Consider the following 19,436-nt stretch of genomic DNA (forward strand, 5'->3'; position numbering starts at 1 on the left):
GCCCGTGCAACACAGACGATCGTATAGTAACCGCTCCGCGCGCCAGCAAGTCCGTGACCGGCATGCATTAGCAGGCACGGTCGTGACGTCGTGGTGACAGGCGCGTCTCAGCCGAGATCAAGGGTCCAGTTCTGGCCGACAAGGTCCTTGCCGAAGGAATGATGGTGTTCTTCCTCGACCAGAGTGAAGCCGGTCGCCTGATAAATCTTGCGTGCCGAGACCAGGACGTCGTTGGTCCACAACGTCAGCGTGCGGTACCCCTTGGACCGGGCGAAGCGGATCACCTCCTCAACGAGCCTGCGACCGATGCCGAGCCCTCGCGCCGACGGCTCCACGTAAAGGAGGCGCAGCTTGGCGACCTCGTCACTGGCCCTGACGCAGAAGATGGAGCCGACGACCTCACCATGCCGTTCGGCGATCCAGCAGCGTTCACAGGTCGGGTCCAACTGTTCGATGAATTGGCTGACGATGCCGGCGATCAGCCCCTCGAAACGTTGATCCAGACCGAAATCGTCGTGATAAAGCCGCGCCTGTCGATGCACGATCCAGCCATAATCGCCAGGTTCCGGCTGCCGCAGCAGATAGGGCTCGGAGGGCGATCCGCGTGGACCGAGGATATCGAGCACTGTGGCCATGGCATTGACCAGCCGGCGTCGCTCGCTTTCGGGGAAGTTGCACAACAGGTTGCGGACCTCCTCGCTCGCGCCGCTGTCGAGGGGCGCGAACGCCTCGCGCCCCTCTTCCGTCAGCGACAGCACCGATTGCCGCCGATCGGATTCGGACCGGCGCCGCTCAACCAGCCCGCGCGTTTGAAACCTCTTCAGGATACGGCTGAGATAGCCCGCATCGAGACCCAGCGAGCGGGCCAGTTCGCCCGCGCTCAAACCATCACGGTGCGCAAGTTCGTAAAGAACACGCGCGTCGGCGAGCGAAAAATCCGACCTGAGCAGCCCCTCATTGAGGGCGCCGATCTGGCGCGTGTAGAAACGGTTGAACGCGCGCATTGCCGCGATCTGGTCAGGCGCGACATTCATGTCGGGTTCCACGGTATCATCCTCCATGTGTCATGATCAAATATTTAGTTGCCAAAGTCAATTAATGGAGCCAAACCATGATGCCTCGCCAAGGCCGTCACGCGTGTTAAGCTCGCGACAGGATGGAAGCAGCCATGACACCGGAGCGCCTCAAGGAACTGATCCGCATACCTGTACGGCCGCGCGGCGCGCCGACGATCTTGTCCCGCGAGAGCGAAACACATGAGGATCATGTCGCCGAGCGGCTGGTCTTCGATTTCGGCGAAGGCCCGGTGCGCGGGCTGCTGACGCGGCCTGCGGCAAGGCTCGGCCCCTTCCCCGCCGTGCTTTATTGCCATGCCCACGGGAATCGATATGCGATCGGTGCATCGGAGCTGCTTGCCGGCCGGCCGAGCCTCATCTCACCCTATGGGCCGCTGCTGGCACGCGAAGGTCTTGTCGCCATGTCGGTCGACATGCCGACCTTTGGCGAACGGTCGCACGAGAGTGAAGGCGCGTTGGCCAAGGCCTTGCTGTGGCAAGGAAAAAGCCTGTTCGCGATGATGCTGGCCGATCTGCTCTCCGCCTTCGACCACCTCGCATCGCGCGACGATGTCGATGCCGGCCGCATCGCCGCTTTCGGGCTATCGATGGGCGCCACGCAGACCTATTTCCTGGCCGCCATCGAGCCGCGCATCGCGCGCGCGGCGCATCTTTGCTGCTACGCCGACCTTGCCAGCCTGATCGAAACCGGCGCGCACGACCTCCACGGCATCTACATGACCGTTCCCGGGTTGCTCGCCGAGACCAGTACCGGCCGCATTGCCGGCATGGTCGCACCTCGCCCGCAACTCATTTGTACCGGCGACCACGACCCGTTGACCCCGCCCGCTGCGGTCGAGGCGGCCTATGCCGAAACGCTGACTGCCTACCGGGAAATGGATGCCGCGGACGCCCTGATCAGGCTGTCGCAGCCCGAGACGGGCCATGAGGAGACGCCGGAAATGCGCCGCGCCGTCCTCGAATTCTTGAACGCCATGACGTGAGGCACCGCGGGACCAGTCAGAGCTTCGTCCAGGCTCCATTCTTTCTGGAAGATTTCACACAAGCCTCGACGAAGGCAACGCCTTCCACCCCGTCCTCCACAGTCGGGAAGATGACATCCTTGCCCGCCTTGCCGCCCTTGCGGCGCGCCGCGCGGATGGCGCGCGCGGCCTCGGCATAAATGTTGGCGAAGCCTTCGAGGTAGCCTTCCGGATGGCCGGGCGGCACCCGCGACATGCGTCCCGCGGCATCGCCCGCGCCCGCACCGCCGCGCGTGATCAGTTGCTTTGGCTGGCCGAACGGCGTGAACCACAGGTGGTTGGGATGCTCCTGCTCCCATTCCAGTCCGCCCTTGGTGCCGTAGACCCTGAGCTTGAGCGCGTTCTCGTTGCCGGGCGCCACCTGGCTCGCCCACAGCATGCCCTTCGCACCGCCCTTGAAGCGCAACAGCACGTGCGCGTTGTCGTCGAGCGGCCGGCCGTCGACGAAGGCGGTGAGATCGGCCGCAAGGCTGTCGAGCGTCAGCCCGGTGACAAAGCGGGCAAGGTTGAAGGCGTGCGTACCGATATCGCCGGTGGCACCACCCGCGCCCGACTTCTTCGGGTCCGTACGCCAGGAAGCCTGTTTCTGGCCGGTGCCCTCAAGGCGCTCCGTCAACCAATCCTGCGGATATTCGGCCTGTACGACCCGCAAATCGCCCAGCACACCCTTGGCCACCATCTCGCGCGCCTGCCGCACCATCGGATAGCCGGTGTAGTTGTGGGTCAGCACGAAGAGCCGGCCCGACTGGCCGGCAAGTGCCGCCAGCTTCTTCGCATCCGCCAAATTCGAGGTCATCGGCTTGTCGCAAATGACGTGAATGCCAGCTTCCAGGAACGCCTTGGCGGCCGGGTAATGCATATGGTTGGGCGTTACGATCGCCACCGCCTCGATGCCGTCTGAGCGCTTGGCCTCTGCCTTGGCCATCTCCTTGAAGGAGCCGTAGCTGCGCTCGGGATCAAGGCCGAGCTCCGCGGCCGAAGCCTTCGCCCGTGCCGGATCCGACGACAACGCCCCGGCGACGAGTTCGAATTCGCCGTCGAGCCGCGCCGCGATGCGGTGGACCGCTCCGATGAAGGCGCCCTGCCCGCCCCCAACCATGCCGTAGCGGATCGGGCCATTGCCCGTTTGCGCTTTGGATGCGCCGACCATGTTCGTCCCTCCCGATCGCCCTTTCAGATGCCCATCATCTTCCTGAGTGCCGCCTTGTCGGTTTCGCCGCCGGCGAAATCGTCGAAGGCGCGCTCGGTCACGCGGATGATGTGATGCTCGATGAAGGGTGCGCCCTCCGCCGCTCCGTCCTCCGGATGCTTCAGGCAGCACTCCCACTCCAGCACCGCCCAGGAGTCGTAATTGTGGGCCGTAAGCTTGGAAAAGATGCCCGAGAAATCAACCTGACCGTCGCCCAATGAACGGAACCGCCCGGCGCGATCGACCCAACCCTGGTAACCCGAATAGACGCCCTGGCGCCCCGTCGGGTTGAACTCGGCATCCTTCACGTGGAAGGCCTTGATGTGCTCGTGATAGATATCGATGAAGGCGAGATAATCGAGCTGCTGCAGAACGAAATGCGAGGGATCGTAATTGATCGCGCAACGCTTGTGGCCGCCGACGGCCTTGAGGAACATCTCGAACGTTGCCCCGTCGAAAACATCCTCGCCCGGATGGATCTCGTAACCGACATCGACACCGTTTTCGTCGTAGACATCGAGAATCGGCTTCCAGCGCCGGCCGAGTTCGGCGAACGCCTCCTCGATCAGCCCCGCCGGCCTTTGCGGCCAAGGATAGAGATAGGGGAATGCCAGCGCGCCGGTGAACGAGACCGACACGTCGAGACCAAGATTGCGAGACGCCTTGGCCGCCATCGTCACTTGCTCGACGGCCCAGGCCTGCCGCGCCTTCGGATTGTTATGCACTTCTGCCGGCGCGAAGGCATCGAAGGCGCTGTCATAGGCGGGATGAACGGCAACGAGTTGCCCTTGCAGATGCGTCGACAACTCGGTGATCTCGACGCCCGCATCGGCGCACACGCCCTTGATCTCGTCGCAATAAGCCTTTGATTCCGAGGCTTTCTTCAGATCAAACAGGCGCCCGTCCCAACTCGGTATCTGGATGCCCTTGTAGCCGTGGCCGGCGGCCCACTTGGCGATCGAGGGCAATGAGTTGAACGGCGCCTCGTCGCCTGCGAACTGCGCCAGGAAAATGGCAGGCCCCTTGATCGTCGTCGGCATGAAATCCTCCTCCCGTCGGCACGCTACGTCCGGTCGGATCGCCGCGCGCTCATTCTCTCTGCGTCGGCAGGAACGTTGTCACCCGGGCGGGGCGGTTGTCCAGCCATGCCGGCCCGGGAGTTCCGCCCGCATGGCTGAACATCCGTCGCCCGCCCCGGCCAGTCTGGTAATACCAAAAAAACGAAACGCGTCAAGCGACCGCTTTTGAGCAGAAATCTCATACCGGGATTGCCGATAAGCATACAACCGATTGTTTTTCATACGATTATATCTCGCCATTCGTCATCACATCGCACGTGCTTGCGGGCCCAACCGAAATCCGTTAGAAAAATCAAAGCGTCTGATTGGTCCAACCAGATTGGCTCATCCAGGCCGCTTCGAGGGAGGAGAGCGCGCGTCGGGCCGGCGCTGCGTTCGCAGCGATTTTGGAGAAGGACAGACTATGCACCTTTCGACGCACAATTGGATGCGCGCCGAACCGCTGGACGTGACGCTGAAGCGGATCAAGCAGTTCGGCTACGAGTCCATCGAGATTTCGGGGGAGCCCGAGCAGTACAAGACCAATGAGACACGGGCCCTTTTGAAGGAGCACGGCATCCGCTGCTGGGGCGCGGTGACCCTGATGCTCGGCGAACGCAACCTCGCGGCCAAGGATCAGGGGCAGCGCGAGCGCTCGGTGCAGTACGTCAAGGATGTGCTGACCATGGTCAGCGAACTCGACGGCGAGATCATCACTCTGGTCCCCGCGACGGTCGGCAAGGTGGTGCCCGACGCCACCGAGGAGGAAGAGTGGGAATGGGTCGTCGATGCGACCCGCGAGTGCTTCGCCCACGCCAAGAAGGTCGGCGTGCGGGTCGCGGTGGAACCGCTCAACCGCTTCGAGACCTATCTGTTCAATCGCGGTGAGCAGGCGCTTGCGCTGGCAGATGCCGTCAGCCCGGAATGCGGCGTGTGCCTCGACGCCTACCATATTCACATGGAAGAGTTCGATGTCGAGGAAGCGATCCGCAAGGCCGGCAAGCGCCTCTTCGACTTCCATGTCGCTGACAACAACCGGTTCGCCGCCGGCCTCGGCACGATCGACTGGAAGAAGCTCGTCGGCATTCTCAAGGACGTCGGTTACGACGGCGCGCTGACCAACGAGTTCGTCGCTCCGGTCGATCGCACGCCGGCCAATCGCTATCCCGAAATGGTGGAGCGCAACCCGGTCGACATTTCGCCCGAGCAGTTGAAGTTCATTCAGGACCACGGCTCCAGCGTGCTCACCGAGCAATTCTACACCGACCAGATGCGCATCACGGCGGAAACGCTTCTGCCGCTGATCCGCTAGGTCGGCTGCACGGGCTTGAGCCTTTCCCGGGATGTGCGGGAAAGGCGCGGGGATGACGATGCGTATAGCGCGTGTTGATGCATGGTGGGTGCGCATACCCATCGAGGAAAGCCGCCAGCACCGGAGCGACTTCGGCCAGATCACGACCTTCGATTCCGCCATCGTCCGGGTCGAGGCGGAAGGCGGCATTGTTGGCTGGGGCGAAGGCAAGAATGCCGCCGGCAGCGCGGGTTCTTATGCCGGGCTGGTCCATCTGATCAATCGCGAGTTCGGCCCGGCGATCGTTGGCCGCGACGCCCGCGAGCCGGGCGTGATCTGGGAGTATCTTTACAACGGCGTCCGTCATCGTACCGCCGCCGAAGCGGGCCATGCCATGCCGCAGCTTGCCCGGCGCGGCCACGCGCTGGCTGCCATCAGCGCCATCGACATGGCACTGTGGGATATCCTTGGCAAACATCTCGGCGCGCCGGTCTGGCGCCTGCTCGGCGGCCGCAAGGCGGACCGGCTTCCCGCCTATGCCTCCGGCGGCTGGGCCGATGTCAACGGCATCGGCGAACAATTGGCCTCTTATGTCGAAAAAGGTGGCTTCAAGGCCGTGAAAATGCGCGTTGGCGCCATGGACGGCGCCCCGCACATCTCGGCGGCGCGCGTACGCGCCGCGCGCAAGGCACTCGGACCCGACATCGGCATCATGGTGGATGCACACGGCACCTTCACGGTCGGCGATGCCAAGCGTTTCGCGGCCATGACCAGCGATTGCGACATCGCCTGGTTCGAGGAACCCGTGATCGCCGACGACAAGCGCGGCATGGCGGAGGTGCGCGCCGCGTGTTCGATCCCGATCGCTGCCGGAGAGAGCGAAACGACGCGCTTTTCGTTCCGCGAGTTGGCGGTCCTGCGCGCCGTCGACATCTTCCAGCCCGACCTCGGCTTCTGCGGCGGCATCAGCGAGGGCTGGAAGATCGCCGGTCTTGCGTCTGCCTTCAACCTGCGGCTGGCGCCCCATCTTTGGGCCGGCGCGCCGTGTTTCTTCGCCGGCCTGCATCTTTGCGCCGCGTCGCCGGCGAGTTTCATCATCGAATATTCGCTTGGCGCCAACCCGATGATCCATGACCTCGTGGAAGAAAACATCGACGTCAAAGACGGAATGATCGCCGTGCCGGACGCTCCCGGACTGGGCTTTACGGTATCCGAGGATTATGTGAGGAAGCACGCAGTGGACTGACGGAAATGACGGACAAAAGCCTGCTCGCCGACCTGGCTGCCTATCTTTTTGCGCATACCGACGCAGAAACCGCCCGCACCCCGTCCGAGCGCGAGCTCGCCGAGCATTTCTCCGTCAGCCGGGGGCAGATACGCGAAGCATTGGCCATCCTGGAAGCCATGCAGATCGTCGAGCGCCGGGCCAAGTCGGGAATATACCTGACGCAGAGCCGGGCCAGCGTCGAGGCGCTGGCGCTGTTCGCCCGCGCAGGGCTGCCGCTCGACCCCGTCCAGATCTACGAGGCCGTCGAACTGCGCAAGATCCACGAGATCAAGGCGTCCGAACTCGCCTGCGAGCGCGCCACCGAGGAGAACTACGAGGCGCTGCGTGCCATCCTCGCGCGCTCGGAAGAGCGCCTCAGCGCCGGCGAGCCTCTCAACAAGGAAGACCGTGACTTCCATCTGGAGATCGTTCGCGCGACCAAGAACAGCGTCTTTTATCGGGTCTGCTCGGTCTATTACGTCATGGGCGAGGCTCGGTTGCCGATCTATTTCAGCGATCCCGATCGCGGGCGCAGATCGCACGCCGAGCATCTGCAGATCTTCGAGGCCCTGGTGCGCCGCGACGGCAATCTTGCCCAGGCTCTGATGAGCGCCCATCTGCAGGGCGCGGAAAGCTATTGGAAGGGCTTGATCGAGCGCGGCACCCCGGTCGATGGTTCAGGACCGACCAAACCTGATCCCCTGCTCGAGAATGCCTGATCGCGATCCCCTCGTCTTTTCAACCCACCCGCTACACCCTGCGGCCGAGGCCAGGCTGAAGGGCGTGGCACGTCTCGAAATCGCTTCCGCGCTCGACTTCGAGGCGCTGGCGCGCGAGGCCGAGGACGCCGATATCGTCATCGTGCGGGCAAACTTGCCCCCTGCCCTTTTCGATCGAGCGAAAAGGCTGCGGGCCGCAGTGAGGCATGGCGCCGGCCTCGACATGATCCCGGTCGAGGCGGCGACGAAGTCAGGCGTCATCGTCGCGAATGTGCCAGGCGTCAACGCGCGCTCGGTCGCAGAGCATGTGCTGTTTGTCGCGATGGCGCTGCTTCGCCGCTTCCGCATGGTCGATCGTGATTTGAGAACCCAGGGCTGGCTTGCCGGACGGTCGCATGCAACAGCGACGAATGAGCTTTCCGGACGCACTATCGGTATCGTCGGCATGGGTCATATCGGACACGCCGTTGCCGAGATCGCGGCAAAGGGCTTTGCACTCGACGTCATCGCCAACAGCCGCAATCCGCGCAGCGTACCGGATACCATTCCCTATCGCGATGTCGACGACCTGGCTGGCGAGGCCGACATCATCGTCCTTTGCTGTCCGCTGACGCCCGAGACCCGCGGCATGATCGACGCCCGCCGCATCGCGCGCATGAAGCCCGGAGCGATCATCATCAATGTCGCGCGCGGCCCTGTCATCGACGACGATGCGCTGGTCGCCGCGCTGCGCGATGGCCGCATCGGCGGCGCGGCGCTCGATGTCTTTGCCGAACAGCCGCTGCCAGCCGACCATCCCTACTTCTCTTTCGACAACGTGATCGTCACGCCGCACATGGCCGGCATCACCAAGGAAAGCATGGCCCGCATGGGGCTCGGCGCTGTAGAGGAGACTTTGCGTGTTCTCGCCGGCGACCTGCCGGTCAATTTCTGCAATCCTGAAGTGGAAAGCAGCTACCGCCAGCGCTTTCCTTTGGGCCGCCCATGACGCTCACGCTTCACGGCTACCACTACAGCGTCTACACGCGCATCGTCCGGATGGTGCTGGCCGAAAAGCGGGTCTCTTATGATTATGTCGAAGTCGATCCCTTCGCCGACGACGTTCCGAGTTCCTATCTCCAACTCCATCCTTTCGGCCGCGTGCCAGCGCTGATCCATGATGGCTTTGCCCTTTACGAAACGGCGGCCATCACCCGCTACCTCGACGAGGCGTTCGCGAAACTGATGCTCCAGCCAATGGACGCCCGAAAACGCGCGCGCATGAACCAGATCATCGCGGTGGTCGACAGTTACGGCTATTGGCCGATGGTGCGACAGGTCTTTGCACACCGCGTCTTCAGGACCGCGGCCGGTGAAGCGCCGGACGAAGCTGTCGTCGCCAGCGGCCTTGCCGCCTCGGAGAAGGTCATCGCCGCACTGGAGGCGCTCGCCGAACGCCCATTCCTCAACGGCGAACAGGTAACGCTGGCGGACATGCATCTGGCGCCTATGGTTGCCTATTTCACGGCTGCGCCGGAGGGAGCCGAGCTCTTGCGTCGCTATCCGGGCCTCGACGGCTGGTGGCAAGATTTCCGACACCGCGACAGCCTGCAGGCCACGGACCCCGGCCTGCCGGGATCCCGTCGCGGCCGATAGCCGAGACATCACGAAACGACGACTGGTAGTCTTAGCTAGGCAGAATAGGCGAGGCTCGCGCCCGATCCGCGCTCGAAGATATGCACCTTGTCGGCATCCCAGCCGAAGCGCACCTTCTCGTCATAGGCAACCCGCGTTTGCGCCGGCACCGTCGCCTTGAGCAGAGCTTCGCCGGCCCGCATCGTCAGGATCTTTTCCACGCCGTGATCCTCGATATCATGGATGACGGCCTCCCCGGGAGCCGCTCCTTCGAGCCGGACATCTTCCGGCCGGATGCCGAAGACGAGTTCGCGGCCAGCAACAGCACCGTTCGGCGCCGCGCGAAGCGGCAGGGAAAAGCCCGCGCCCTCCAACGCCGCATTGCTGCCCTCGACCTTGCCGTCGAAAAGGTTCATCGGGGGCGAACCGACAGCGCGGGCAACAAAGGTGTCGCGCGGCCGCCCATAGATTTCCTGCGGCGTGCCGACCTGAACCAGGCGGCCCTCGTTGAGCACGCCGATCTTGTCGCCCATCGACATCGCTTCGACCTGATCGTGGGTGACGAACAGGAAGGTCGCGCCGAGGTTCATCTGCAGGTTCTTGAGTTCGGTCCTGAGCGCCTCGCGCAGCTTGGCATCGAGCGCCGACAGCGGCTCGTCCATCAAAAACACGCGCGGCTCGCGCACGATGGCACGCCCGATCGACACACGCTGCATTTCGCCGCCCGACAATTTGTCGGTCTTGCGCTCCAGGAGATGCTCGATCCTGAGTACCTTGGCGACCCGCGACACGCGCTCGTCGATCTCGGAGCGCGGCGTGTTGCGGATTTTCGACTTGAGCGGGAACTCCAGGTTTTCGCGTACGGTATAGCGCGGGTAGAGCGAATATTGCTGCAGGACAAGCGCGACGTCGCGCTCTGCCGGTCCCCACTCGTTGACGTTTTCGCCGTCAATCAACACGTCCCCGGCGGTCGGTTTCTCGAGTCCCGCCACAACCCGCAAGGTGGTCGTCTTGCCGGCCCCGGTCTCGCCCAGAAGCACAAAAAACTCGCCATCGGCAATGTCGACGTCGAGCTTCTTCAACGCGGTATGCGCGCCGAACTTCTTGGTGATGTTCTTCAGCTGGATACGGGCCATGGTTCAGGTGATCCGGAGAAATGTGATGGCGATCATAGCCGGACACCGAGTGAGGAGCCCGACGCGGCATCGAAGAAATGGGCCTGCGTCGGATCCATGCGTGCAAAGACACGCGTGCCCGGCGCGGCGACAAAACCGGAGCGGGTGCGCGCCCGCACGAACTCGTCGCCCACCTGAAGGTCGACAATGTCGTGCGAGCCGAGCGGTTCGATCAGATGCGCTTCCAGCGGCAAATACCCGTCGCGCTCGTCCAGCGCCACTTCGATCCCTTCCGGGCGGATGCCGAGCTTGATCCCGTCGACCTTGGCCCCGGCGCCGTCCAGCCTGGCAAGCAGTTCCTGCGGGAAGGCGAAACCCTTCTCCGCCCCCGACATCGTGACGTCGGCGTGGCCGTTGAGTTTCTTCACCGAGACATCGGCGACATTCATCACCGGGCTGCCAACGAATTGCGCAACGAAAAGATTGGCCGGGTGCGAATAGACCTCCTGCGGACTGCCGACCTGCTGCAGGATGCCCTCATGCATGATCACGATGCGGTCCGCGAGCGCCATCGCCTCGATCTGGTCATGGGTCACGTAGATCGTGGTCGAGCCTTGCTCGATGTGCAGGCGCTTGATTTCGGAACGCATTTCCTCGCGCAGCTTGGCGTCGAGCGCACCGATCGGCTCATCCATCAGGATCGCCTTGGGGCGCCTGACCAGCGCGCGGCCAATCGCCACCCGCTGCATGTCGCCGCCCGACAACGCCGATGGCCGCTTGTCGAGCAGTCCGGAAATGCGCAGGACCTTGGCGACGTCGCGCACCTCGCTGTCGATCTCGGCGCGGCTGTGTCCCATTGCACGCAGCGGGAATGCGATGTTCTCGAACACCGTCATGTGCGGATAGAGCGAGAAGGACTGGAACACGAAGGCGATGTCGCGGTCGGCCGCCTTGATGTGCTGCACCACCTTGCCGTCGATCAGGATGTCGCCTTCGTCGATCGTCTCGAGCCCTGCGATTGCCCTGAGGGTCGTCGTCTTGCCGCAGCCGGACTGGCCGAGCAGCACGATGAACTCGCCGCTGCCTATGTCGAGGTTAAGGTCCTTGATGACCTGGACGTCGCCGAAGAACTTCTGGATGCCGCGAAGCTCGATCTGGGTCATGCCTTGCCCTCGCGATGATCGGAAACATCGAAGACGTCGTCGGAGACGTCCTCGTCGGTACCGATCGAGCCCGGACCGATATGCGAGGTGATGATGAAGCCGACGAGACCGACAATGATGATGGTCAGTCCGTAGCGGTGGAGCAGCAGGCTCCAAGGCTGGCAGAGCGCCACCATGCCGAAGATCATGACGATTTCCGATCCCGGCAGGAAGAATTTTTGGTTCAGGCTGCGAAAACTCATTTCCGGATCGCTCCGAAGGACATGCCGCGCAGAAGGTGATTGCGCAGGAGGAAGGTGAAGATCGCCACCGGCAGCAGGAACAGCACCGTGCCGGCCGCGATCACGGTCCAGTCCGGCAGGCCGGAACCGACCTGGCTCGGGATGAACGGCGGCGCGGTCTGCGCCCGCCGGTTGGTCATGATCAGGGCGAAGGCGTATTCGTTCCAGGCGATGATGAAGCAGAACACCGCGGTTGCCGCGATGCCGGTCGCCGCCTCGGGTAGCACCACCTTGAAGAAAGCCTGCATGCGCGTGTAGCCGTCAACAAGCGCCGCTTCCTCATATTCGCGTGGAATCTCGTCGATGAAGCCCTTCATCAGCCACACCGAGAAGGACAGGTTGAAGGCGGTGTAGAGGATGATCAGCCCGACATGCGTGTCGGTGAGCCCGAAGACGCGGTACATGAGGAACATCGGGATCGCCACCACGACGGGCGGCAGCATGCGTGTCGACAGGATGAAGAACAGCCAGTCCTGCTCGCCCGCGACCTTGAAGCGCGAGAACCCGTAGGCCGTCAGTGTCCCCATGCTGACCGCCAGGAAAGTCGACGTGATGGCAACGATCAAGGAGTTCATGAAACGGTCGGGGTAGCCCGAAAGCTGCACCTCGCCGCGTCCCGAACGCACGATCTTCTCGCCGTCGTCGAAGACGATCTTCTCCCACCACGGCGCGGCCGCATATTCCTCTTCGGTTGGCGGCTGGCGCAGCTGCGAACGGCGCACCATCAGCTTCACGAACGGCGCGATCTCCGGTTCGAAAAGCACCGTGGGTGGTACGGTGGTCGCCAGGTTACGAGGCTTGAAGGCGGTCGACGTGATCCAGTAGATCGGTGCCAGGAAGATCAGCGTCACGATCAGGACGCTGACGATCGCCAACCGGTTGAGAGCGCGCTCGGCGGGGGTGCGGACGGCGGCCATGCGATCAGCGCTCCTTCACCTTGTTGAGGTATTTGACGTAGATGTTGGTGATCGCGACAACCACGATCAGCATGATGTAGGCGAGCGCGCAGGAACGGCCGGTCTGCCATTCCTGGAAGGCCATCTTGTAGAGCCGGATCGACAGCACCTCGGTCGTCGGCTGGCTGGTCAGGATGTAGGCGAGATCGAAGGTCTTGAAGGCCTCCATGGTGCGGAAGATGATCGCGATCATCAGGATCGGCGCCACTAGCGGCAGGGTAATGCGAAAGAAGGTATAGAGAGGCCCCGCCCGGTCGATCGCCGCGGCCTCGTAGAGATGCTTCGGCACCGCGGAGAGGCCGGCAAGCGACAGGAGCATCACGAAGGGCGACCACATCCAGATGTCCGTGATCGCAACCGCGTAGAGCGCCATGTCGGGATTGGCGAGCCATTCGAAGGTGCCGAGCCCGAGCGCGTAGTTGATGATGCCGAACGAGGGATCGTAAAGCAGCTTCCAGAAGAGGCCCACGACGGCCATCGAAAGCATCATCGGCAACAACAGCAGCGTGGTGATCAGTCCCTTGTAGGGGATGTCGCGGTTGAGCAGCATCGCCACGCCGAAACCGACAATCACCTGGCCGGCCACCGACACGATCACGTATTTGGCGGTGATGACGAAGTTGTTCCAGATGAAGGGGTCGTTGAGCAGCTCGCGATAGTTCTGCAGCCCCACGAAATTCGCCGGCGCGTTGGTCGACGCACGGAAATCGGTGAACGAGTAGCCCAGCGAATAAAGCAGCGGGAAGATGTTGAATACGATCAGGAACAGGATCGTGGGGATGATGAAGAGGTTGCGGATCGTGAGATCGCTCAGTCCGCGCCTGGCCGCCCGTGATGCTGGATCCAGCCTGGTAATGACGTCCGTCGCCAAAACTCTCCTCCCCTGAGAGCGGGTTTCATCCTAACGCTATCGGCCGGTGAGCGAAACAGACGGTTTCGCGGCAACGTCGGGCCTTGCCATCTTGAGCGTCCGTTTACGAAGGACGCGGACGCCGCGGCCTTCGCAAGCGGACGGGCCGGAACGGAGGGGGCACGAGGCCCCCTCCCCGGCATCCGCCTATTTCAGGCGGTCGTACTTCTTGAACGTTTCCGTCCAGTCGGCTGCCAAGGCGTCGAGCGCCTCTTTCGCGGTTCCCTCGCCGCCGACGATATAGGGATAGATGCGCTGGTTGATCTGCTGCAGCAGTTCGGCATATTCCGGCACCGCCCAGAAGTCCTTCACCTTGAACATGGTCTGGTAGAAGGCCTCGTTGTACGGCGTGGCGTTGCGGAACTCCTCCGACTCCAGCGTTGCTGCATGGCAGGTGTAGCCGCCAAGCTCCGCCCAGCGCTTCTGTACGTCTGCACGGATGAACCATTCGAGGAATTTCATCGACTCTTCCTGGTTCTGCGAATAGGACACGATCGAGATGCCCTGCCCGCCGAGAGCCGCGAACTGATCGCCGTCCGGGCCGGCCGGATTGGCGAAGAAGCCGGTGTTCTTGGCGTGCGGATTTGTCGCCTCGTTGAGCAGCGCCGGGAAGAAGGCGAAGTAGTTCATGCTCATTGCGGCCAGGCCTTCGGTGATCGCCTGGTTGTTTTCCACGAAGAACGTCTTCGCCCAGCCCGGAGGCGTGAACTGATAGAGTTCCTTGTACGCTTCCACCGCGGCCACGGCCTTGTCGGAATTGATGTAGCCGTCCACCTCGTAGGTCTCGTAGTTGCCGAGTTCGCCGCCATAGCTGAAGATGGCGTTCTCGACACCCATCACGAGCGCGTCGTAGGAATTGTCGGTGTAGATCGCCACGCCGTAGCGCTTCTCGTCGGGACGGTGGAAGAACTCGGCGATGTCACGCAGCTGCGCGAACGTCTTCGGCACGTCGAGATCGTAGCCGTATTTCGCCTTAAAGGCTTCCATCTCCTTGGGGTCCTCGAACCAGTCCTTGCGATAGGACCAGCCGACCGCGTCGCCCTCGAGCGGGATCGCCCAGTATTTACCGCTATTGCCCGGATATTCGGCGTAATATTTCACCGTCGCCGGAGCCATCACCTCGCCGAGATTGTGCTTTTTGAAGAAGTCGGTCAGGTCGACATAGTGACCACCGGTCGAGCCGGCGCCGAGCCACTGCGAATCGCCGACAACCATGTCATAGGCATCGCCGCGGGCGTTGAATTCGGTGAAGGCCTTGGTCTGGAAATCCGACCAGGGCGTGGTCTCCACCGTCACCCTGACGCCGGTCTCGGCCTCATATTCGTTCACGAGCTCCTGCAGGTAGTTGGCCGGATCCCACTCCGCCCAGAAGATGGTCAATTCCTGCGCGAACGCCGACGTTCCGCAGGCAAGCGTAAAGCCGATGCCGGCAACGATGCCGGCCAGTTTTCTGCGCATGATCATGCTCCTCCCTGTTGCGCCTTTCCAAGCGTCCAATCCGTCACGCGCCGGTGTCTGCCGGGGCGATCTGGCATGATGCCGAAGCGAGGCGAACCTCCTTTCGCCTGCACAATCGACCTTTTCGTCCGCGACGGAACGGTTGGGTCGATAAGCACCACTCCTTCAATCTGGTAGTACCAATTCCTCCACCGGGTCAAGCACCTTTTTCCCGTCGCGCACTCGCCGCGAATCCTGGCGCGAAATCAAATCGATACAGCGACGCCGCAAATGGCACGATCGATGCTTCGATGCCACGCGACAGCCAGTTAGTTATGCCGCTCGCCGCGCGACGATACATTTTGGTCCGACCAGATTGGAGCTTTATCGCCAACACCGTACCCTAATCTCCACGCATTGTGGCCGCCACGAGTGCACGGGCCGCCCAACGGGCAATCTCGGCCGCCTCGCCGGCATCGCACCCCCAGATGTCCTTCAGGATCACCAGCGTCTCTACCCCGAAGATGAGCGAAAGCGCCTTGGCGAGACGGTCAGCCTCGTTGCCCGGAAGGTGGTCGGCCAACGGCGCGACTGCATCGCGCAAAAGTTCGATCCGATGACCGCGGCGGAACCGTGCGTCGTCGCCGTCGCCGCCAGCCTGACGACCGGCCCACTCGTCAAGGGCGTGCCGTAGTGCCGCCCTGAACGTCGCCTCGAACTCGTCAATGCGCGGCAACGACGTGCGCAGGAGGTCGTCGACACGCTCGCCGGCGTCGGCCTCATCGGACGTCCAGTCAAGAATCGGGCCCAGAGCCTCGTCTACCACTGCAGAGACCAGTGCGGCCTGGCTCGGAAAATACCGGTAGGCCGTGGCACGCGACACTTCCGCTTCCTCGGCCACCTCGGCGACGGATGGAATGAGGCCCTTCTGCATCAGCCGCACCGCGCTCTCCAGCATCAGCCGGCGGGTCCGGGCACGCGGCCCCCGTTCGGATTCAGGCGCAACATCTGCTTGATTTGAGACATTCATATCATTATGATACGCATGTCTCATCGATAACGCAATGGCCTTGTTTCCGAAACGGCGGCAGGGCCGGAAACGGCGTACCGCGCATGAAACGGATCTACGTCGTCGGCACCGCCGACACCAAGGGTGAGGAACTTGCGTTCATCGCCACGCGCATCCTCGCCGAGGGCACCCGGGTGACGCTTGTCGACCTCGGTACCGGCGACCCGTCACCCGAAGCAAATGTTCCTGGCGCGGAGTTCGTGCCGGCGGCCGAGGTCGTGGCTCACGGACCGGCGGGCGCGTCCGACGACGTTGCCTCGTCGGACCGCGGCCGAGCCGTCGCCGCCATGACAGAGGCCTTCGCCGCCTTCGTCGAAAGCCGCGGCGACATCGGCGCCATGCTGGGTATCGGCGGCGGCGGCGGCACGGCCATGGTCACGGCCGGCATGCGCGCACTGCCGATCGGGGTACCCAAGGTGATGGTCTCCACGCTCGCCTCAGGTGACGTCTCGCCCTATGTCGGCGTTTCCGACATCGTCATGATGCCCTCGATCACTGATCTGGCCGGGCTCAATCGCATCAGCCGCGCGGTGCTCGACAAGGCGGCCCGGGCGATCGTGGCCATGACCCAATCGCCAGCGGTCGCTGGCGACGGGCGACCGGCGGTCGGGCTGACCATGTTTGGCGTCACCACGCCTTGCGTGACCGCCATCGTCGATCAACTGAAGGCGACGCGCGACTGCCTGGTCTTCCACGCCACCGGCACCGGCGGCCGCACGATGGAGAAGCTCGCCGACAGCGGCATGCTGGAAGGAGTCCTCGACGTCACCACGACCGAGATCTGCGATCTGCTGATGGGTGGCGTCCTCGCCGCCGGCAATGACCGCCTCGACGTTGTCGCGCGTACCAGAATCCCCTATGTCGGCTCGGTCGGCGCTCTCGACATGGTCAATTTCTGGGCCCCGGACACTGTCCCCCCGGCCTATGAGGGGCGCAACTTCTACCGCCACAACCCGAACGTGACGCTGATGCGCACCACGGCGCGGGAATGCCTGCGCATCGGCGAATGGATCGGCGACAAGCTCAACGCCTGCGAGGGGCCGGTGCGCTTCTTCCTTCCCGAGAAGGGTGTTTCCTCGCTCGATGTCGAAGGGGCCCCGTTCTTCGACTCCGAGGCCGATGCGGCGCTGTTCGACGCCATTGACCGTTCCGTCGAATGGAACCGCGACCGGCGACTGATACGCTTGCCGTTACACATCAACGATCCCGCCTTCGCCTCGGCGCTCGCCGATGCCTATCTCGAAATCACCAGCTAGAAGGCCGCCTCATGCCAGCCATTCCGCGCCGCGAGATCCTAGATCGCCTCCACGACATGGTGCGCAATCGCGTACCGATCGTCGGCGGCGGTGCGGGCACCGGCCTTTCGGCCAAGGGTGAGGAGGATGGCGGCATCGACCTGATCATCATCTATAACTCTGGCCGCTACCGCATGGCTGGCCGCGGGTCGGCTGCGGGCCTGCTCGCTTATGGCAACGCCAACGAGATCGTGAAGGAGATGGCGGTCGAGGTTCTTCCCGTGGTCAGGAAGACGCCGGTGCTGGCCGGCGTCAACGGGACCGACCCCTTTGTGCTCATGCCGCAATTCCTTGCCGAGTTGAAAGCGATGGGCTTTTCCGGCGTGCAGAACTTTCCGACCATCGGGCTTTTTGACGGCGTCATGCGCCAGAGCTTCGAGGAGACCGGCATGGGCTATGGGCTCGAGGTCGAGATGATCGCCCAGGCGCATGCGCTTGATCTTCTGACGACGCCCTATGTCTTCAATCCCGACGAGGCCCGCGCCATGACGAAGGCTGGCGCCGACATCATAGTGGCGCATATGGGCGTCACCACCGGCGGCTCGATCGGCGCCACGTCCGCCAAGGGGCTCGACGAATGCGTGGGCGAGATTGATGCCATAGCGGCAGCCGCCCGCGCCGAACGCGAAGACGTGATCGTGCTTTGCCATGGCGGGCCGATCGCGATGCCGGACGACGCCGACTACGTTCTGAAGCGCGCAAAATCGTGCCACGGCTTCTACGGCGCCAGTTCGATGGAGCGTCTGCCGGTCGAGACCGCGCTCGCCGAGCAGACACGCCGCTTCAAGGCGATCGCCTTCTGATCCGCCACCGCGGCCCGAGGGTCACCTAAATCATACCGAGGAGGGAGAAACACAATGACCGACCGATCGAGAATGTTCGTCTACCCCAAACAGGCCGACAGCTTCGTCTTCGACTGGGGTCGGCTGGCGCTCACCGTCGCACCCGAAGTCAACGGCGCCGAACGCTTTTCGGGCGGCGTCGTCGATCTCCAGAAGGGCCAGGGCCACACCCGTCACAATCATCCGGGCGCCGAGGAGATCATCTTCGTCATCTCCGGGACCGGCGAGCAGATGGTCGAGGACGAGAACGGCAACCCCGTCGTGCAGCAGGTCGGCCCCGGTTGTACGGTCTACGTACCCGAAAGCCGGTTCCATTCGACCACCAATACCGGCGACGGCCCAATGCGGCTTTTTGTCGTCTATTCACCGGCAGGGCCCGAACTGGCGCTGCGCGAACTGCCGGACTTCCGGCTCGAACCAGCGGCTTCACGCAACTGACGCTTTTTGTTGAACTGGAAAGTCATCAGACTGGAATCGTTCTAAGGAACGCGCTAAGTTCGCGCGAACCTGAGATCAGAAGGTCGATATGCGCCTCACTCGCCAGACCAACTACGCCATCCGTATCCTGATGTATTGCGCGGCCAATGAGGGACGGCTGAGCCGCATCCCTGAAATCGCCGCCGCCTATTCCGTATCAGAGCTGTTTTTGTTCAAGATCCTGCAGCCGCTGGTGGAAAACGGCCTGGTGGAGACCGTGCGTGGCCGCAAGGGCGGCGTGCGGCTCGGCAAGCCCGCCGCCGAGATCAGCCTTTTCGATGTCGTTCGGGTAACCGAGGAAAGCTTCGCCATGGCGGAGTGCTTCGAAAACGACGCCACGGAGTGTCCATTGGTCGACAGCTGCGCCCTCAACTCCGCCTTGCGCGAGGCGCTCGGAGCTTTCTTCCATGTATTGGAACGGCATTCTGTCGCCGACCTCGTCAATGACAGCCCCGCCATGCAGGCGCGGCTAGGGATAGAGATACCCGAAAACCGCATTGCGGTGAACTGACTACGGTCGTATCCCGATCGAAAGGTCGCCATCGCGGCCAAGCAAAGCCTCGTGGGAAATATTTGGGAACCGGGCAGCGCCGGTTGATCGAGGTCAAGTGGCAGTGTGCCCGACTTGGATAGTCTTCCTGCATGGAGGACTGCC

General features: G+C 63.1%; 20 protein-coding genes. 10 read left to right on the forward strand and 10 right to left on the reverse strand.

Features of this window, described 5'->3' with window-relative positions:
* Positions 1-107 precede the first annotated feature (107 nt).
* A complete protein-coding gene (locus FQ775_RS08325) occupies positions 108-1,034 on the reverse strand; it encodes a bifunctional helix-turn-helix transcriptional regulator/GNAT family N-acetyltransferase (RefSeq protein WP_146302105.1) in 927 nt (308 codons plus the stop codon).
* A gap of 134 nt (positions 1,035-1,168) precedes the next feature.
* Between FQ775_RS08325 and FQ775_RS08330 the strand changes: the two genes are divergently transcribed.
* On the forward strand, positions 1,169-2,059 hold the full coding sequence (locus FQ775_RS08330) for an alpha/beta hydrolase family protein (protein ID WP_146301463.1): 891 nt from the start codon (positions 1,169-1,171) through the stop codon (positions 2,057-2,059).
* 16 nt (positions 2,060-2,075) lie between these two features.
* Here FQ775_RS08330 and FQ775_RS08335 read toward each other — a convergent pair whose 3' ends face one another.
* Together FQ775_RS08335 and FQ775_RS08340 are read right to left on the reverse strand one after the other, a co-directional pair.
* Entirely contained in the window at positions 2,076-3,248 is a 1,173-nt protein-coding gene (locus FQ775_RS08335; protein ID WP_146301464.1) for a Gfo/Idh/MocA family protein, read from the reverse strand.
* 23 nt (positions 3,249-3,271) lie between these two features.
* Entirely contained in the window at positions 3,272-4,327 is a 1,056-nt protein-coding gene (locus tag FQ775_RS08340; RefSeq protein ID WP_146301465.1) for a sugar phosphate isomerase/epimerase family protein, read from the reverse strand.
* A gap of 442 nt (positions 4,328-4,769) precedes the next feature.
* On the opposite strand from FQ775_RS08340, the gene FQ775_RS08345 reads away from it, so the two are divergent.
* From FQ775_RS08345 to FQ775_RS08365, 5 genes are read left to right on the forward strand one after another with little or no spacing between them, the layout of a single operon-like run.
* Positions 4,770-5,657 (forward strand): sugar phosphate isomerase/epimerase family protein, encoded by an 888-nt coding sequence (locus tag FQ775_RS08345; RefSeq protein WP_146301466.1) that lies wholly within the window; start codon positions 4,770-4,772, stop codon positions 5,655-5,657.
* 58 nt (positions 5,658-5,715) lie between these two features.
* Complete coding sequence (locus tag FQ775_RS08350; RefSeq protein ID WP_146302106.1) at positions 5,716-6,882, forward strand: mandelate racemase/muconate lactonizing enzyme family protein; 1,167 nt, start codon at positions 5,716-5,718, stop codon at positions 6,880-6,882.
* Between the two features lie 5 nt (positions 6,883-6,887).
* On the forward strand, positions 6,888-7,622 hold the full coding sequence (locus tag FQ775_RS08355; protein ID WP_146301467.1) for a FadR/GntR family transcriptional regulator: 735 nt from the start codon (positions 6,888-6,890) through the stop codon (positions 7,620-7,622).
* Entirely contained in the window at positions 7,615-8,610 is a 996-nt protein-coding gene (locus tag FQ775_RS08360) for a hydroxyacid dehydrogenase (protein WP_146301468.1), read from the forward strand. Before FQ775_RS08355 ends, FQ775_RS08360 begins: the two co-directional genes overlap by 8 nt.
* On the forward strand, positions 8,607-9,257 hold the full coding sequence (locus FQ775_RS08365; RefSeq protein ID WP_146301469.1) for a glutathione S-transferase family protein: 651 nt from the start codon (positions 8,607-8,609) through the stop codon (positions 9,255-9,257). Before FQ775_RS08360 ends, FQ775_RS08365 begins: the two co-directional genes overlap by 4 nt.
* 35 nt (positions 9,258-9,292) lie before the next feature.
* Here FQ775_RS08365 and FQ775_RS08370 read toward each other — a convergent pair whose 3' ends face one another.
* The 7 genes from FQ775_RS08370 to FQ775_RS08400 form a co-directional block, all read right to left on the reverse strand.
* Positions 9,293-10,372, reverse strand: a complete 1,080-nt coding sequence (locus tag FQ775_RS08370) for an ABC transporter ATP-binding protein (RefSeq protein WP_146301470.1) — start codon at positions 10,370-10,372, stop codon at positions 9,293-9,295.
* A 32-nt stretch (positions 10,373-10,404) separates the two neighbouring features.
* On the reverse strand, positions 10,405-11,514 hold the full coding sequence (locus tag FQ775_RS08375; RefSeq protein ID WP_146301471.1) for an ABC transporter ATP-binding protein: 1,110 nt from the start codon (positions 11,512-11,514) through the stop codon (positions 10,405-10,407).
* Positions 11,511-11,756: a hypothetical protein gene (locus FQ775_RS08380; protein ID WP_146301472.1), complete on the reverse strand. Its 246-nt coding sequence runs from the start codon at positions 11,754-11,756 to the stop codon at positions 11,511-11,513. Before FQ775_RS08380 ends, FQ775_RS08375 begins: the two co-directional genes overlap by 4 nt.
* The gene (locus tag FQ775_RS08385) at positions 11,753-12,712 is read right to left on the reverse strand and encodes a carbohydrate ABC transporter permease (RefSeq protein ID WP_146301473.1); all 960 of its coding nucleotides are present in this window, start codon (positions 12,710-12,712) and stop codon (positions 11,753-11,755) included. The genes FQ775_RS08380 and FQ775_RS08385 overlap by 4 nt, the downstream gene beginning before the upstream one ends.
* A gap of 4 nt (positions 12,713-12,716) precedes the next feature.
* On the reverse strand, positions 12,717-13,622 hold the full coding sequence (locus FQ775_RS08390) for a carbohydrate ABC transporter permease (RefSeq protein WP_146301474.1): 906 nt from the start codon (positions 13,620-13,622) through the stop codon (positions 12,717-12,719).
* A 186-nt stretch (positions 13,623-13,808) separates the two neighbouring features.
* The gene (locus tag FQ775_RS08395; protein WP_146301475.1) at positions 13,809-15,119 is read right to left on the reverse strand and encodes an ABC transporter substrate-binding protein; all 1,311 of its coding nucleotides are present in this window, start codon (positions 15,117-15,119) and stop codon (positions 13,809-13,811) included.
* A 382-nt stretch (positions 15,120-15,501) separates the two neighbouring features.
* Positions 15,502-16,128 carry a TetR family transcriptional regulator gene (locus FQ775_RS08400; RefSeq protein ID WP_167812852.1) on the reverse strand — a complete coding sequence of 209 codons (627 nt, stop codon included), beginning with the start codon at positions 16,126-16,128 and terminating at the stop codon, positions 15,502-15,504.
* Between the two features lie 83 nt (positions 16,129-16,211).
* Between FQ775_RS08400 and FQ775_RS08405 the strand changes: the two genes are divergently transcribed.
* The 4 genes from FQ775_RS08405 to rirA all read left to right on the forward strand — a co-directional run bounded on the left by FQ775_RS08405 (position 16,212) and on the right by rirA (position 19,292).
* Entirely contained in the window at positions 16,212-17,423 is a 1,212-nt protein-coding gene (locus tag FQ775_RS08405; RefSeq protein ID WP_146301477.1) for a Tm-1-like ATP-binding domain-containing protein, read from the forward strand.
* A gap of 11 nt (positions 17,424-17,434) precedes the next feature.
* Positions 17,435-18,265 (forward strand): phosphoenolpyruvate hydrolase family protein, encoded by an 831-nt coding sequence (locus FQ775_RS08410; RefSeq protein ID WP_146301478.1) that lies wholly within the window; start codon positions 17,435-17,437, stop codon positions 18,263-18,265.
* A gap of 54 nt (positions 18,266-18,319) precedes the next feature.
* Positions 18,320-18,742, forward strand: coding sequence for a cupin domain-containing protein (locus tag FQ775_RS08415; RefSeq protein WP_146301479.1), 423 nt, complete (start codon positions 18,320-18,322; stop codon positions 18,740-18,742).
* 88 nt (positions 18,743-18,830) lie between these two features.
* Positions 18,831-19,292, forward strand: coding sequence for an iron-responsive transcriptional regulator RirA (gene rirA / locus FQ775_RS08420; RefSeq protein WP_146301480.1), 462 nt, complete (start codon positions 18,831-18,833; stop codon positions 19,290-19,292).
* Positions 19,293-19,436: the final 144 nt, after the last annotated feature.

Origin of the sequence: Nitratireductor mangrovi, from assembly GCF_007922615.2 — a bacterium.
Classification (GTDB): Bacteria; Pseudomonadota; Alphaproteobacteria; order Rhizobiales; family Rhizobiaceae; genus Mangrovimarina; species Mangrovimarina mangrovi.

Excerpts from the sequence above, each read along its gene's own strand:
- rirA (WP_146301480.1), top strand. The coding sequence starts at position 18,831 with ATGCGCCTCACTCGCCAGACCAACTACGCCATCCGTATCCTGATGTAT.
- FQ775_RS08360 (WP_146301468.1), top strand. The coding sequence starts at position 7,615 with ATGCCTGATCGCGATCCCCTCGTCTTTTCAACCCACCCGCTACACCCT.
- FQ775_RS08370 (WP_146301470.1), bottom strand. The coding sequence starts at position 10,372 with ATGGCCCGTATCCAGCTGAAGAACATCACCAAGAAGTTCGGCGCGCAT.
- FQ775_RS08325 (WP_146302105.1), bottom strand. The coding sequence starts at position 1,034 with ATGAATGTCGCGCCTGACCAGATCGCGGCAATGCGCGCGTTCAACCGT.
- FQ775_RS08335 (WP_146301464.1), bottom strand. The coding sequence starts at position 3,248 with ATGGTCGGCGCATCCAAAGCGCAAACGGGCAATGGCCCGATCCGCTAC.
- FQ775_RS08385 (WP_146301473.1), bottom strand. The coding sequence starts at position 12,712 with ATGGCCGCCGTCCGCACCCCCGCCGAGCGCGCTCTCAACCGGTTGGCG.
- FQ775_RS08330 (WP_146301463.1), top strand. The coding sequence starts at position 1,169 with ATGACACCGGAGCGCCTCAAGGAACTGATCCGCATACCTGTACGGCCG.
- FQ775_RS08405 (WP_146301477.1), top strand. The coding sequence starts at position 16,212 with ATGAAACGGATCTACGTCGTCGGCACCGCCGACACCAAGGGTGAGGAA.
- FQ775_RS08345 (WP_146301466.1), top strand. The coding sequence starts at position 4,770 with ATGCACCTTTCGACGCACAATTGGATGCGCGCCGAACCGCTGGACGTG.
- FQ775_RS08365 (WP_146301469.1), top strand. The coding sequence starts at position 8,607 with ATGACGCTCACGCTTCACGGCTACCACTACAGCGTCTACACGCGCATC.
- FQ775_RS08380 (WP_146301472.1), bottom strand. The coding sequence starts at position 11,756 with ATGAGTTTTCGCAGCCTGAACCAAAAATTCTTCCTGCCGGGATCGGAA.
- FQ775_RS08375 (WP_146301471.1), bottom strand. The coding sequence starts at position 11,514 with ATGACCCAGATCGAGCTTCGCGGCATCCAGAAGTTCTTCGGCGACGTC.
- FQ775_RS08415 (WP_146301479.1), top strand. The coding sequence starts at position 18,320 with ATGACCGACCGATCGAGAATGTTCGTCTACCCCAAACAGGCCGACAGC.
- FQ775_RS08355 (WP_146301467.1), top strand. The coding sequence starts at position 6,888 with ATGACGGACAAAAGCCTGCTCGCCGACCTGGCTGCCTATCTTTTTGCG.
- FQ775_RS08410 (WP_146301478.1), top strand. The coding sequence starts at position 17,435 with ATGCCAGCCATTCCGCGCCGCGAGATCCTAGATCGCCTCCACGACATG.
- FQ775_RS08350 (WP_146302106.1), top strand. The coding sequence starts at position 5,716 with ATGCGTATAGCGCGTGTTGATGCATGGTGGGTGCGCATACCCATCGAG.
- FQ775_RS08400 (WP_167812852.1), bottom strand. The coding sequence starts at position 16,128 with ATGAATGTCTCAAATCAAGCAGATGTTGCGCCTGAATCCGAACGGGGG.
- FQ775_RS08340 (WP_146301465.1), bottom strand. The coding sequence starts at position 4,327 with ATGCCGACGACGATCAAGGGGCCTGCCATTTTCCTGGCGCAGTTCGCA.
- FQ775_RS08395 (WP_146301475.1), bottom strand. The coding sequence starts at position 15,119 with ATGCGCAGAAAACTGGCCGGCATCGTTGCCGGCATCGGCTTTACGCTT.